At 54.6% G+C, this 13,688-nt stretch carries 14 protein-coding genes; 9 read left to right on the forward strand and 5 right to left on the reverse strand.

The features are described from left to right. Positions 1-29: 29 nt before the first annotated feature. From DFR77_RS03205 to DFR77_RS03240, 8 genes are all read left to right on the forward strand, one after another. Complete coding sequence (locus DFR77_RS03205) at positions 30-233, forward strand: hypothetical protein (RefSeq protein WP_003694669.1); 204 nt, start codon at positions 30-32, stop codon at positions 231-233. Between the two features lie 26 nt (positions 234-259). After that, complete coding sequence (locus tag DFR77_RS03210; RefSeq protein ID WP_003687179.1) at positions 260-1,222, forward strand: beta-ketoacyl-ACP synthase III; 963 nt, start codon at positions 260-262, stop codon at positions 1,220-1,222. 46 nt (positions 1,223-1,268) lie between these two features. Then, positions 1,269-1,640, forward strand: coding sequence for a DUF1294 domain-containing protein (locus DFR77_RS03215; RefSeq protein ID WP_003687178.1), 372 nt, complete (start codon positions 1,269-1,271; stop codon positions 1,638-1,640). A gap of 25 nt (positions 1,641-1,665) precedes the next feature. Next, a complete protein-coding gene (gene fabD / locus DFR77_RS03220) occupies positions 1,666-2,592 on the forward strand; it encodes an ACP S-malonyltransferase (RefSeq protein ID WP_003692446.1) in 927 nt (308 codons plus the stop codon). 138 nt (positions 2,593-2,730) lie between these two features. After that, complete coding sequence (gene msbA / locus DFR77_RS03225; RefSeq protein ID WP_017146686.1) at positions 2,731-4,599, forward strand: lipid A export permease/ATP-binding protein MsbA; 1,869 nt, start codon at positions 2,731-2,733, stop codon at positions 4,597-4,599. A 99-nt stretch (positions 4,600-4,698) separates the two neighbouring features. Beyond that, positions 4,699-6,264, forward strand: coding sequence for a glutamine-hydrolyzing GMP synthase (gene guaA / locus DFR77_RS03230; protein WP_003702177.1), 1,566 nt, complete (start codon positions 4,699-4,701; stop codon positions 6,262-6,264). Between the two features lie 61 nt (positions 6,265-6,325). Further along, the gene (gene fabG / locus DFR77_RS03235) at positions 6,326-7,072 is read left to right on the forward strand and encodes a 3-oxoacyl-ACP reductase FabG (protein ID WP_050154159.1); all 747 of its coding nucleotides are present in this window, start codon (positions 6,326-6,328) and stop codon (positions 7,070-7,072) included. 64 nt (positions 7,073-7,136) lie between these two features. Beyond that, a complete protein-coding gene (locus DFR77_RS03240; RefSeq protein ID WP_003687172.1) occupies positions 7,137-7,622 on the forward strand; it encodes a YchJ family protein in 486 nt (161 codons plus the stop codon). A gap of 217 nt (positions 7,623-7,839) precedes the next feature. Here DFR77_RS03240 and DFR77_RS03250 read toward each other — a convergent pair whose 3' ends face one another. Continuing rightward, entirely contained in the window at positions 7,840-8,634 is a 795-nt protein-coding gene (locus DFR77_RS03250) for an inositol monophosphatase family protein (RefSeq protein ID WP_003687170.1), read from the reverse strand. A gap of 103 nt (positions 8,635-8,737) precedes the next feature. Here DFR77_RS03250 and DFR77_RS03255 point away from each other — a divergent pair, with 103 nt between their 5' ends. Next, positions 8,738-9,463: a 16S rRNA (uracil(1498)-N(3))-methyltransferase gene (locus DFR77_RS03255; RefSeq protein ID WP_003699396.1), complete on the forward strand. Its 726-nt coding sequence runs from the start codon at positions 8,738-8,740 to the stop codon at positions 9,461-9,463. 553 nt (positions 9,464-10,016) lie between these two features. Here DFR77_RS03255 and DFR77_RS03265 read toward each other — a convergent pair. The 4 genes from DFR77_RS03265 to DFR77_RS03280 all read right to left on the reverse strand — a co-directional run. Continuing rightward, positions 10,017-10,859 carry a glycosyltransferase family 25 protein gene (locus DFR77_RS03265; protein WP_113852035.1) on the reverse strand — a complete coding sequence of 281 codons (843 nt, stop codon included), beginning with the start codon at positions 10,857-10,859 and terminating at the stop codon, positions 10,017-10,019. A gap of 18 nt (positions 10,860-10,877) precedes the next feature. Next, positions 10,878-11,894: a glycosyltransferase family 2 protein gene (locus DFR77_RS03270; protein ID WP_113852036.1), complete on the reverse strand. Its 1,017-nt coding sequence runs from the start codon at positions 11,892-11,894 to the stop codon at positions 10,878-10,880. A gap of 59 nt (positions 11,895-11,953) precedes the next feature. Next, the gene (locus DFR77_RS03275; RefSeq protein ID WP_003696583.1) at positions 11,954-12,874 is read right to left on the reverse strand and encodes a glycosyltransferase family 8 protein; all 921 of its coding nucleotides are present in this window, start codon (positions 12,872-12,874) and stop codon (positions 11,954-11,956) included. Between the two features lie 11 nt (positions 12,875-12,885). Then, positions 12,886-13,688, reverse strand: an 803-nt coding sequence (locus tag DFR77_RS03280) for a glycosyltransferase family 25 protein (RefSeq protein WP_211305717.1), incomplete at its 5' end; no start/stop codon positions are given.

Consider the following 13,688-nt stretch of genomic DNA (forward strand, 5'->3'; position numbering starts at 1 on the left):
AATAATTTGATGGAAACCCAACAATCAAGATGCCGTCTGAAGCAGCTTGGGCTTTCAGACGGCATTTCCTTCGCTTAAAACAGCGTATCGGCAACCCCGCCCCGCCCGTCCACGGCAATCCGCATCTGAAAACCATCTGTATGCCAAACCACACCCCCATCCCTGTTTCCGTCATTTGCACCCTGCCCGTATTGGGCAATCATCGGTTTTTCGCTTACAATAGCCGAATCTGAACCAACTCTCTAAAAAGGCCGTTCCCATGCAGTATGCAAAAATTTCCGGCACGGGCAGCTATCTTCCTGCCAACCGCGTCAGCAATGACGACCTTGCCCAAAAGGTAGATACCTCTGACGAGTGGATTACCGCGCGTACGGGCATCAAATTCCGCCATATTGCAGCCGAAAACGAAAAAACCAGCGATCTTGCAGCCGAAGCGGCGCGGCGCGCTTTGGCAGATGCCAAATTAAATATAAACGACATTGATTTGATTATCGTGGCGACGGCAACGCCGGATATGCAGTTTCCTTCTACCGCCACCATCGTGCAGCAAAAATTGGGCATCACCAACGGCTGCCCCGCGTTTGACGTGCAGGCGGTGTGCGCAGGCTTTATGTACGCGCTGACTACGGCAAATGCCTACATTAAAAGCGGTATGGCGAAAAACGCGCTGGTCATCGGCGCGGAAACCTTCAGCCGCATCGTCGATTGGAACGACCGCACAACCTGCGTGCTGTTCGGCGACGGCGCGGGCGCGGTGGTTTTAAGCGCGTCCGACAAACCGGGCATCATCCACAGCAAACTCAAAGCCGACGGCAATTATCTGAAACTCTTAAACGTCCCCGGGCAAATCGCCTGCGGCAAAGTTTCCGGTTCGCCGTACATTTCGATGGACGGTCCCGGCGTGTTCAAGTTTGCCGTCAAAATGCTGTCCAAAATCGCCGATGACGTTATCGAAGAAGCAGGTTACACCGCCGAACAAATCGACTGGATTGTTCCCCATCAGGCAAACCGCCGCATTATCGAATCGACCGCGAAACATTTGGGTTTGAGTATGGACAAAGTCGTCCTGACCGTCCAAGACCACGGCAACACGTCCGCCGCATCCATTCCGCTGGCTTTGGACGCGGGCATCCGCAGCGGACAAATCAAACGCGGTCAAAACCTGCTGCTCGAAGGCATAGGCGGCGGTTTCGCGTGGGGCGCGGTGCTGTTGCAATATTGAAACCGGTGCCGTCTGAAACAGGCTTTCAGACGGCATTTCCCATATCATGAAGCGGCAGGCTTTCTTCAAACCGATGGCGTGTGCGGCATTTCTGTCCGCCGTTTCGCTGCGCCTCCCCGTATTGGGCGCGTGTTACGCAATATTGTCCCTCTATGCGTTTGCACTTTACGGCATCGACAAACGGCGTGCCGTGCGGGGAAAACGCCGCATTCCCGAACACCGCCTGCTCCTGCCTGCCTTGTTCGGCGGTTGGACGGGCGCATACTTGGGTAGTAGGATGTTCAGGCATAAAACGGCGAAAAAGCGTTTTGTTGTGCTGTTCCGTCTGACTGTTTCGGGCAATGTCCTGGCGACCTGCATCCTGATTGATTATTTCGTTCCGCCCGAACTTTTTGTAAAACTCGGGCAACATCTCTGACAATCCAACCCAACAAAGGAATACTATGTCTTTCGCATTCTTCTTCCCCGGACAAGGTTCCCAAAGCCTCGGCATGATGAACGGCTTTGCCGAACACGCCATCGTCAAAAACACATTTGACGAAGCCTCCGCCATATTGGGGCAGGACTTGTGGGCGATGATTAACGGCAGCGATGCCGAAATCATCGGTCAAACAGTCAACACCCAGCCCATTATGCTCGCCGCCGGCGTTGCCGTTTACCGCGCCTATTTGGAAGTGGGCGGCAAAACGCCTGCCGCCGTTGCCGGACACAGCCTCGGCGAATACACCGCACTCGTTGCCGCCGGCGCATTGGATTTTGCCGATGCCGTCAAACTCGTCCGCCTGCGCGCCGAACTGATGCAGTCCGCCGTACCGCAAGGCGTAGGCGCAATGGCGGCCATTTTGGGTTTGGAAGATGAACAGGTCAGGCAGATTTGTGCCGAATCCGCACAGGGCGAAGTGGTCGAAGCCGTCAACTTCAACTCGCCCGGACAAGTCGTGATTGCAGGCAACGCCGCCGCCGTCGGACGCACCATGGCTGCCGCCAAAGAAGCCGGAGCCAAACGCGCCCTGCCGCTGCCGGTATCCGTTCCTTCCCATTGCAGCCTGATGAAACCCGCCGCCGACAAACTTGCCGAAACACTCAAAACCGTTGAAATCAAGCAGCCGCAAATCCGTGTCATCCACAACGCCGACGTTGCCGCCTACGATGATGCCGGCAAAATCAAAGACGCGCTCGTCCGCCAGCTTTACAGCCCCGTGCGCTGGACGGAAACCGTCAACGCCCTCGTTTCAGACGGCATTGCCGAATCCGCCGAATGCGGCCCGGGCAAAGTGTTGGCGGGCTTGGCAAAACGCATCAACAAGGCCGCCGCGTGCAGCGCACTGACCGATGCCGGACAGATTACCGCCTTTATCGAAGCGCACTGACTTCGTTCCGCAAAAAGCAGCCTGCCCTCTTCAGGCTGCTTTTCACGTCCGAACGGCAAACAGCCGCATATTTGCGCTATAATCCATCCCTACCAAACCACCGACAGCGGCTGCCGTTGCAGTTCCCGCCCTACCGATATGATAGAAAAACTGACTTTCGGACTGTTTAAAAAAGAAGACGCGCGCAGCTTTATGCGCCTGATGGCGTACGTCCGCCCCTACAAAATCCGCATCGTTGCCGCCCTGATTGCCATTTTCGGCGTTGCCGCCACCGAAAGCTATCTTGCCGCCTTCATCGCCCCCCTGATCAACCACGGCTTTTCCGCGCCCGCCGCGCCGCCCGAGCTGTCCGCCGCCGCCGACATCCTTTCCACCCTGCAAAACTGGCGCGAACAGTTTACCTATATGGTTTGGGGGACGGAAAACAAAATCTGGACCGTCCCCCTCTTCCTCATCATCCTCGTCGTCATCCGTGGCATCTGCCGCTTTACCAGCACCTATCTGATGACTTGGGTCTCCGTGATGACCATCAGCAAAATCCGCAAAGATATGTTTGCCAAAATGCTGACCCTTTCCTCCCGCTACCATCAGGAAACGCCGTCCGGCACCGTACTGATGAATATGCTCAACCTGACCGAACAGTCGGTCAGCAACGCCAGCGACATCTTCACCGCCCTCACGCGCGACACGATGATCGTTACCGGCCTGACCATCGTCCTGCTTTACCTCAACTGGCAGCTCAGCCTCATCGTCGTCCTGATGTTCCCCCTGCTCTCCCTGCTCTCGCGCTACTACCGCGACCGCTTGAAACACGTCATTTCCGACTCGCAAAAAAGCATAGGCACGATGAACAACGTGATTGCCGAAACCCATCAGGGACACCGCGTCGTCAAGCTGTTCAACGGGCAGGCGCAGGCGGCAAACCGGTTCGACGCGGTCAACCGCACCATCGTCCGCCTCAGCAAAAAAATCACGCAGGCAACGGCGGCACATTCCCCGTTCAGCGAACTGATTGCCTCGATCGCCCTCGCCGTCGTCATCTTCATCGCCCTGTGGCAAAGCCAAAACGGCTACACCACCATCGGCGAATTTATGGCATTCATCGTCGCGATGCTGCAAATGTACGCCCCCATCAAAAGCCTTGCCAACATCAGCATCCCTATGCAGACGATGTTCCTCGCCGCCGACGGCGTATGTGCATTTCTCGACACCCCGCCCGAACAGGACAAAGGCACGCTCGCGCCGCAGCGTGTCGAAGGGCGCATCAGCTTCCGCAACGTCGATGTCGAATACCGTTCAGACGGCATCAAAGCCCTCGACAACTTCAACCTCGACATCAGACAAGGCGAACGCGTCGCCCTGGTCGGACGTTCCGGCAGTGGCAAATCCACCGTCGTCAACCTTCTGCCCCGCTTTGTCGAACCGTCTGCCGGCAACATCTGCATAGACGGTATCGACATCGCCGACATCAAACTCGACTGCCTGCGCGCCCAATTCGCCCTCGTCTCCCAAGACGTATTCCTGTTTGACGACACCCTGTTTGAAAACGTCCGATACAGCCGTCCCGACGCTGGCGAATCCGAAGTCCTGTCCGCCCTCCAAGCCGCCAACCTGCAAAGCCTGATCGACGCATCCCCGCTCGGACTGCACCAGCCCATCGGATCGAACGGCAGCAACTTATCCGGCGGACAGCGGCAACGCGTCGCCATTGCCCGCGCCATTTTGAAAGACGCGCCGATATTATTATTGGACGAAGCCACCAGCGCATTGGACAACGAATCCGAACGCCTCGTCCAACAAGCGCTCGAACGCCTGATGGAAAACCGCACCGGCATCATCGTCGCCCACCGCCTGACCACCGTCGAATCCGCCGACCGCATCATCGTCATGGATGGCGGCAAAATCATCGAACAAGGCACACACGATCAACTCATGTTCCAAAACGGCTACTACACCATGCTGAGGAACATCTCCGGAAAAGATACCGCCGCCGTTCAGACGGCATAAACAAAATGCCGTCCGAAATGGTATAATCGCCCCGACCCCTTCAGACGGCACTATATCCGCCGACCCATCCGATTATCTTCAACCACCGTAAAACCCATTATGACCCAAGACAAAATCCTCATCCTCGACTTCGGTTCGCAAGTTACCCGGCTGATCGCCCGCCGCGTGCGCGAAGCACACGTTTACTGCGAGCTGCATTCCTTCGATATGCCTTTGGACGAAATCAAAGCCTTCAACCCCAAAGGCATCATCCTTTCCGGCGGCCCTAATTCTGTTTACGAATCCGACTATCAAGCCGATACCGGTATTTTTGATTTGGGCATTCCGGTTTTGGGCATCTGCTACGGCATGCAGTTTATGGCGCACCACTTGGGTGGCGAAGTGCAGCCCGGCAACCAGCGCGAATTCGGTTACGCGCAAGTCAAAACCATCGACAGCGGACTGACACGCGGCATTCAAGACGACGCGCCCAACACACTCGACGTATGGATGAGCCACGGCGACAAAGTGTCCAAACTGCCCGACGGTTTCGCCGTCATCGGCGACACTCCGTCCTGCCCGATTGCCATGATGGAAAACACCGAAAAACAATTCTATGGCATCCAGTTCCACCCCGAAGTTACCCACACCAAACAAGGCCGCGCCCTGTTGAACCGCTTTGTCTTGGATATTTGCGGCGCGCAACCGGGCTGGACGATGCCCAACTACATCGAAGAAGCCGTTGCCAAAATCCGCGAACAAGTCGGCAGCGACGAAGTGATTTTAGGTCTGTCCGGCGGCGTGGACTCTTCCGTAGCCGCCGCGCTGATTCACCGCGCCATCGGCGACCAACTGACCTGCGTGTTCGTCGATCACGGTTTGTTGCGCCTGAACGAAGGCAAAATGGTGATGGATATGTTCGCCCGCAACTTGGGTGTGAAAGTGATACACGTCGATGCCGAAGGGCAGTTTATGGCGAAACTCGCCGGCGTGACCGACCCTGAGAAAAAACGCAAAATCATCGGCGCGGAATTTATCGAAGTATTTGATGCCGAAGAGAAAAAACTCACCAACGCCAAATGGCTGGCGCAAGGCACGATTTACCCCGACGTAATCGAATCCGCCGGTGCGAAAACCAAAAAAGCCCACGCCATCAAATCCCACCACAACGTCGGCGGCCTGCCTGAAAATATGAAGCTCAAACTGCTTGAGCCCTTGCGCGACTTGTTCAAAGACGAAGTGCGCGAGTTGGGCGTGGCTTTGGGCCTGCCGCGCGAAATGGTGTACCGCCACCCCTTCCCGGGCCCCGGTTTGGGTGTGCGCATCTTGGGCGAAGTGAAAAAAGAATACGCCGACTTGCTGCGTCAGGCGGACGATATTTTCATCCAAGAATTACGCAATACTACCGACGAAAACGGCACGTCTTGGTATGACCTGACCAGCCAGGCATTTGCCGTATTCCTGCCCGTCAAATCCGTCGGCGTGATGGGCGACGGCCGCACTTACGACTACGTCGTCGCACTGCGCGCAGTCATCACCAGCGACTTTATGACTGCACACTGGGCAGAGCTGCCATACTCACTGCTCGGCCGCGTGTCCAACCGCATCATCAACGAAGTCAAAGGCATCAACCGCGTGGTGTACGATGTCAGCGGCAAACCGCCCGCCACCATCGAGTGGGAATAAACAGCAAACAGGGCTGCACCGTCCGGCGCAGTCCTTCGATTATCGGAAAAAAGGAAAAAATATGAGCACACAAGATTTAAGCGGCAAAATCGCTTTGGTAACCGGCGCATCGCGCGGCATCGGCGCGGCAATTGCCGACACACTGGCGGCAGCCGGTGCCAAAATCATCGGTACGGCAACCGGCGAGAGCGGTGCGGCGGCGATTAGCAAACGTCTGGCACAATGGGGCGGCGAAGGCCGCGTATTAAATTCCGCCGAACCCGAAACCGTCGAAAACCTGATTGCCGACATCGAAAAAACGTTCGGCAAACTCGACATTCTGGTCAACAACGCCGGCATCACCCGCGACAACCTGTTGATGCGTATGAAAGAAGAAGAGTGGGACGACATCATGCAGGTCAACCTCAAATCCGTGTTCCGTGCTTCTAAAGCCGTCTTGCGCGGTATGATGAAACAACGTTCCGGCCGCATCATCAACATCACCTCCGTCGTCGGCGTGATGGGCAATGCCGGGCAAACCAATTATGCCGCCGCAAAAGCGGGCTTGATCGGTTTTGCCAAATCTATGGCGCGCGAAGTCGGCAGCCGGGGCATTACCGTCAACTGCGTCGCCCCGGGCTTTATCGATACCGATATGACCCGCGCCCTGCCCGAAGAAACCCGCCAAACATTTACCGCCCAAACCGCCTTGGGCAGATTCGGCGACGCGCAAGACATCGCCGATGCGGTTCTGTTCCTCGCTTCCGATCAGGCGAAATACATCACCGGTCAAACGCTGCACGTCAACGGCGGTATGCTGATGCCCTAACGGACAGGCTTTTCAACCATGCCGTCTGAAGCCCTTTCAGACGGCATTTGCATTCCCAAACAAAATGAACACTCACCACCACCTGCCCTGCCCCTGCGGTTCAGGCACAAGCTATGCCGGCTGCTGCCGACCGCTTCATCTGCGCCAAATCCTGCCGCCCACCGCCGAAGCCCTCATGCGTTCGCGGTACGGCGCGTATGTGCTGCACCTTATCGACTACATCATCGCTACTACCGTTCCGGCGCAACAAACATTCCTCGATGCCGCCGAACTGATGCAGTGGAGCAGAGAAGCCGAATGGCTGGGCTTGAATGTCATCGCACACCGCAACCTCGGCAAACAGCACGCCCAAGTCGAATTTGAAGCCTACTTCCAAGACGGCGGAAACCGAACAGTGCATCACGAGCTGTCGGCATTCGTGAAAATAGCGGAGCAATGGTATTTCATCGATCCGACTGTTCCGCTGCCTACCATGAAACAGCCCTGCATTTGCGGTTCGGGCAAAAAATTCAAAGCCTGCTGCGGCAAATATCTGCAACCTGTCGCATAAAAATGCCGTCTGAACGTTCAGACGGCATTTTCAACGCGCAAAAAAAACCATTCATACCAAGGGTAAGTATGAATGGTCAATACATTGCGGGAAAACATCTTACTTGCTGCACTGCCGAAAAGGGAGAAACGGCAGCGTTAACCAGCAAAAGCATTGTACCTTTATTAATGTTAAAAAACATTAATTTTGAAAATATATTAACGAATATATCTGGAACCTACTGGTTTTCCCGTATCCACCCGACCCAGCGTTCAAACAGCTTCGGTTCGAGCGCGGCGACGACCGAGCGTTTGAACACGTGTTCACCACTCCAAAACCCGTCGCCTTCCAAAGTCGTCAGCCTGCCGCCCGCCTCCTCGAAAATCAACGCACCCGCAGCATAATCCCACAGCTTCTGCCCGCCGTGGACATAAACATCATAACGCCCGCACGCCAGATAACACCAGTCCAGCGTGCTGCTGCCCATACTGCGTATCGTCCCGAAAGGCGCGAGCGTACTCATGCGGCTGGAAAGTTTGCCCGAACGCAGATATTTGATTTCCACGCCCGCAATCGCCTCATTGAGTTTTTTATCCACGAGACGCAAAGGCAGGCGTGTCCCATTAAGAAACGCACCCTGCCCGCGTTCGGCATAAAAACATTCGCCGCTGACCGGATTGTAGATTACGCCCAATTCGGCGCGCCCGTTGCGGACAAACGCCACCGACACGGCAAAATGCGGCAGCCCGTTGACAAAATTGTTCGTCCCGTCTATCGGATCGACAATCCACAGCCCCTTTTCCCCCGAATATTGTTCCCACAAAGCCGACTGTTCCTGCCGCGACATTTCCTCGCCCAACATCGGGCAATCGATCAGAAGCGGCAACGCGGCGGCAAATGCCGTCTGCGCGGCAATGTCCGCCTCGCTCAACATCGAACCGTCTTCCTTGCGGCGGGACGGCGTATTCAAAAAACGCGGCATAATTTCGGTTTGCGCGATATGGCGCACGACTTTCTGCAAACGGTGTAACACTTCCTACTGTCCTCATATTTTGAACTTGCGGCGCGCGAACGTATAATGTCCGTTTCCATCACGCCGCTGCGACGGATTATAACCGTCCGAACCGCCAAAAACTATGCCCAGATTCTACCTGCCCGAAAACCTTTCCGTCGGACAAACCGTCGACCTTCCCGACAACATCGTCCGCCACCTCAACGTCCTGCGCATCCGCCCCAACGAAAACATCACCCTCTTCGACGGCAAAGGCAAGGCACATACCGCACGGCTGACCGTTTTGGAAAAACACCGCGCCGAAGCCGAAATCCTGCACGAAGACACAACCGACAACGAGTCCCCGCTCAACATCACGCTCATCCAATCCATTTCCTCCGGCGATCGCATGGATTTCACCCTGCAAAAAAGCGTCGAACTCGGCGTAACCGCCATACAGCCCGTCATCAGCGAACGCTGCATCGTCCGCCTCGACGGAGAACGCGCCGCCAAACGCCTCGCACGCTGGCAGGAAATCGTCATCTCCGCGTGCGAACAAAGCGGCAGGAACACCGTTCCCCCCGTACTGCCCATCATCGGCTACCGTGAAGCACTCGACAAAATGCCGTCTGAAAGCACCAGGCTGATTATGAGCATCAACCGCGCCTGCAAACTCGGCGACATCCGCCACCCGTCCGGCGCAATCGTCTTTATGGTCGGGCCCGAAGGCGGCTGGACAGAACAGGAAGAACAACAGGCATTTGAAGCCGGCTTTCAGGCGGTTACACTCGGAAAACGGATTTTACGCACAGAAACCGCCCCACTCGCCGCCATCGCCGCGATGCAGACGCTTTGGGGCGATTTTACCTAGCAGATGAAAAAACACGGGATTTTATCCGAAAAAGCAACAATCCCCCCGCCGTCATCCCCGCGAAAGCGGGAATCTGGAAACGAAAAACTACAGGGATTTACCCGAAACAACAAACCCTCTCCGCCGTCATTCCCGCGCAGGCGGGAATCTAGAAATTTAACGTTGCGGTGATTTATCGGAAATGACTGAAACTCAACGAACCGGATTCCCACTTTCGCGGGAATGACGAAGTGGAAGTTACCCGAAACTTAAAACAAGCGAAACCGAACGGACTGGATTCCCGCCTGCGCGGGAATGACGAATTTTAGGTTTCTGTTTTCAGGTTTCTGTTTTTGGTTTTCTGTTTTCGCGGGAATAACGGAATTTTAAGTTTTAGGAATTTGTCGGAAAAACAGAAATCCCCCCGCCGTCATTCCCGCGAAAGCGGGAATCTGGAATTTTAATGCGGCAAGAATTTATCGGAAAAAACCGAAGTTTAAAGACCTAGATTCCCGCCTGCGCGGGAATGACAGTGTGTCCATTTCTGATTTTAATCCCCTATATTTTACACAAACTATTTGAACAATATGACCCGCCTGCCGTAAACTTTCTCAAGCTCCGCCTGCCTTTGACGCTCCATTCTTTTCTTCTTTTCCCTACCGAATTTACCCAAAGCACGCTTCAAGTCAAACATCACCTTCAACGAACGGCGGTGTCTTCTTCCTTGTTCCCTATCTTTTTCCAAATCGCTACCCAACATACTGTTTTGACTGAGAAACTTGGCATAATGCAATTCTTGGGTACATAAGGCGGGACTAACCTGATAAACAGGCATCCCCTCCTTATCAAAGAAATAAGTAAACATCATCAAATCTACCGCTTTAATCCGCTCTGCCGGCAAAACGGCAAACCTGTCCAAGAAAAACCGCATCGCCTCACGCGAAATGATATAGCCAGCCGTCCCACAATGTTCGCTCTCCAGCAAAGGAAATGACCGGTTTTCATAATTCAGGACTTTATCCGGTCTGACAATAACTTTCGCAAACATCGTTTCCAAACGGACGATAAAGGCGGAATCCTTATCAAAACGCTCTTCCAACCAAGTATCTTCGGCAAGGAACTTTTCTGCGTCTTTGCCAAGCAGAACATCATCCTCAAATACGGCAACATACGGTAAGCCTTCGTCCAATGCCTGTTTCCACAATACGGCGTGGCTCATAAAGCAGGCTTTTTCCACTCCGCTCAAATAGGGGTGCGCCGACAAGCCGGGGACGAGTTCCGCCATCGCCCGTTCCAGCCTTTCAGACGGCATCAGTGCGTCGAAAAACTGGAACGGGATGCCGCGACTGCCGAAGGTATCGGCAATGTGCGCCCTGCGCTCTGCGGCGGAAGCCAAGCTGATAACGTGGTTTTGCATGATTTATCCTGTTCGGTTTCAATAGCTGCGGTATTTCCAAGGGCGTAACATTTTTTTCAGGATTTTCCTATATTGCGGTGCGGCAAACAGCTTCCTCATCACGCGGTCTGTCAAGAAATCCAGCAAATCGGTCAAAGAATACTTTTCCAACGACAAGAAATATTCGTACAGGAACAGGCGGAGGCATCCGATATCCTGTCCGGACAAGGCTTTTTCGTACAACGCATATGCCGTTGATTTCAAAAGCCCGTAATTCAGGCAGTCCGCCCCGACGGCTATGCCTGCCGCCTTCCAATACCCCGCCCTGATTTCTTCTTTGATTTTCCACGCCGTCCTGCGCTGTTGCAGGTTGTATTTGGAAGAAGTCTGGTCTTGATGGAAGCGGTATTTGACCAAGGCTTCGGGATAATAAGCCAGCCTGCCCAGTTTGCCGGCTTCGTACCAAAACTTATAGTCTTCGGCGTGGATATAGGCTGGATCGAACCGCAAACCGCCGTCAATGACGCTGCGCCTCATAATCATCGTGTTGTTGTGTATGGGGTTGCCGAAAGGGAAAACGGCGACAATGTCTTCATGCCGGGTCGGTTTGTCCCAAATTGCGCCGTTTCGGGCAATGGCGGCAAGCACGCTTTTATTGTTTTCTTCCGACAAAACTTCCAACCACGCGCCCATCGCAATGATGCTGCGGTCTTTTTCCATCTCGCCCACGATTTTCTCAATCCAGCCGGGGGAGGCAATATCGTCGGCATCGGTGCGCGCAATATATTCCCCCCCCCCCCCCGACTTTGCCAATTCGTCCAGCCCGATGTTTAAAGAGGCGATAAAGCCCAAATTGCGGGGATTGGAAATTATCCTGATCCTGCCGTCCTGTTCTTGGAAACGCCGGGCAATGGCGGGCGTGCCGTCCGTCGAACCGTCATCGACAATCAAAATATCCAAGTTGCGCCAAGTCTGATTCACGACGGCGGACAGCGATTGGGCGAAATATTTTTCTGCGTTGTAGGCGCAAATCAATACGCTGACTAAAGGCTGCAATCCGTTTCTCCTTTCCGATACGTCCGATGCCGTCTGAAGGCTTCAGACGGCCTGCCCCGTCAATAAATCTTGCGTAAGAATCTGGCAGACAGCTTTTTGCGCCATCTTTGAAGCATATGCTTTGTCGGCGGGACGGCAAGTTTGCCGCGCCATTCTTCGGGAACGGTCGTCAGGCTGCCGGCCAACTCTGTGAAACGTTCCGCACCCCAAACGGTGCAGTCCCTGTGCCACGGCTTTGCCGAGCCGCAATAATGGCTGACGGCGACGGGCATCGCCGTATTGGTACGGTCGAGGTAAAGCGGGTCGGTATGGCGGGACGCAAACCCGTTCGCCATAAAGGCATAATTGGTCGGCATAAAGTTGAAACGGCTGTTCGCATAACACACCCCGCCTTTAAACAGCCCGTTCAAAATGTCCTGATCCTGATATTGCATCACGTCCTTGTATTGTTCCACCCATTCGCAGGACATTTTGAAAATATCGTGCCGCCGCCACTTTTTCAGGTTGATCAGCAATACGCCGGCATTGAAATAATATTCTCCGTCCGCCATACCGATTTTTTGTTTGTATCCTTCCTGCCTTTCGACAAACAAATCGATGCACGCGCCGACCCAGTTACCGCCCAAATCGGTATCCCATAAGGGCTTCAGGCCGTCCCTGACCAATACGTCCGTATCCAGATACAGGACTTTGTCGCAATCGGCAATGTATTCGCCCAATTTCAGGCGGGCATAAGTCGTAATGGAAATGTGCCTGATGTTTAAGGGGAAGCCGGCGAAATCTTCGGGGTTTACGTCTATAAAGCGGATATTACCCCCCCCCCGCAAATTGGCGGCAACCGCCGCCCGGTTTTCCTCACTGATGCCGGCATCGAGGACGTGGAACCTGATTTCCGTATCGGGATGGGCCGCTTCCACGCTTTTTGCCGCAACGCAAAGGTAGGCGGCATAGTTGTCGTCTGCCGCAAATACGATGTCCATCTTTTCTCCTTTTATTGGAAAGGCACAATAATCTTGCCGATTGTCTGTTCGCGCCTTTTCCGGCGTTTTTCCCTTTCCCTGCCGATTTTGGTCAAGGCGCGGATCAGGCGGTGTTTGAATGTGTTGGCGGGGGAATCGCGCCTTTGCTGTTTGCGGTTCAGGCGGCGGTCATGTTCGATCAGGCTGCCCAATGCGCTGTTTTGGTCGTGAAACTTGGCATAATGCAGCTCTTGGGCGCACAAGGCGGGATTGAGCTGGCAAACCGGCATTCCTTCCCTGTCGTCAGGGTTGCCGAACATCATCAAATCGACAGGGTGCAGGCGTTCGGGCGGCAAAACGGCAAACCTGTCCAAGAAAAAACGCATCGCCTTTCGGGAAATAATATAGCCAGCCGTCCCCCAGTGTTCGCTTTCCAACAGCGGGAAGGCGCGCCCGCCGTAGTCCGCCACGCCGGAGGGCGAGGTCAGGACGTGCATAAACATCGTTTCCAAACGGACGATAAAGGCGGAATCCTTATCAAAACGCTCTTCCAACCAAGTATCTTCGGCAAGGAACTTTTCTGCGTCTTTGCCAAGCAGAACATCATCCTCAAATACGGCAACATACGGTAAGCCTTCGTCCAATGCCTGTTTCCACAATACGGCGTGGCTCATAAAGCAGGCTTTTTCCACTCCGCTCAAATAGGGGTGCGCCGACAAGCCGGGGACGAGTTCCGCCATCGCCCGTTCCAGCCTTTCAGACGGCATCAGTGCGTCGAAAAACTGGAACGGGATGCCGCGACTGCCGAAGGTATCGGCAATGTGCGCCCTGCGTT

The organism is Neisseria gonorrhoeae, from assembly GCF_003315235.1.
GTDB lineage: Bacteria > Pseudomonadota > Gammaproteobacteria > Burkholderiales > Neisseriaceae > Neisseria > Neisseria gonorrhoeae.

Bases quoted from the DNA above. Each gene is read 5' to 3' on its own strand.
- DFR77_RS03210 (WP_003687179.1), top strand. From the start codon at position 260: ATGCAGTATGCAAAAATTTCCGGCACGGGCAGCTATCTTCCTGCCAAC.
- msbA (WP_017146686.1), top strand. From the start codon at position 2,731: ATGATAGAAAAACTGACTTTCGGACTGTTTAAAAAAGAAGACGCGCGC.
- fabD (WP_003692446.1), top strand. From the start codon at position 1,666: ATGTCTTTCGCATTCTTCTTCCCCGGACAAGGTTCCCAAAGCCTCGGC.
- DFR77_RS03240 (WP_003687172.1), top strand. From the start codon at position 7,137: ATGAACACTCACCACCACCTGCCCTGCCCCTGCGGTTCAGGCACAAGC.
- fabG (WP_050154159.1), top strand. From the start codon at position 6,326: ATGAGCACACAAGATTTAAGCGGCAAAATCGCTTTGGTAACCGGCGCA.
- DFR77_RS03255 (WP_003699396.1), top strand. From the start codon at position 8,738: ATGCCCAGATTCTACCTGCCCGAAAACCTTTCCGTCGGACAAACCGTC.
- DFR77_RS03205 (WP_003694669.1), top strand. From the start codon at position 30: ATGCCGTCTGAAGCAGCTTGGGCTTTCAGACGGCATTTCCTTCGCTTA.
- guaA (WP_003702177.1), top strand. From the start codon at position 4,699: ATGACCCAAGACAAAATCCTCATCCTCGACTTCGGTTCGCAAGTTACC.
- DFR77_RS03275 (WP_003696583.1), bottom strand. From the start codon at position 12,874: ATGGACATCGTATTTGCGGCAGACGACAACTATGCCGCCTACCTTTGC.
- DFR77_RS03265 (WP_113852035.1), bottom strand. From the start codon at position 10,859: ATGCAAAACCACGTTATCAGCTTGGCTTCCGCCGCAGAGCGCAGGGCG.
- DFR77_RS03215 (WP_003687178.1), top strand. From the start codon at position 1,269: ATGAAGCGGCAGGCTTTCTTCAAACCGATGGCGTGTGCGGCATTTCTG.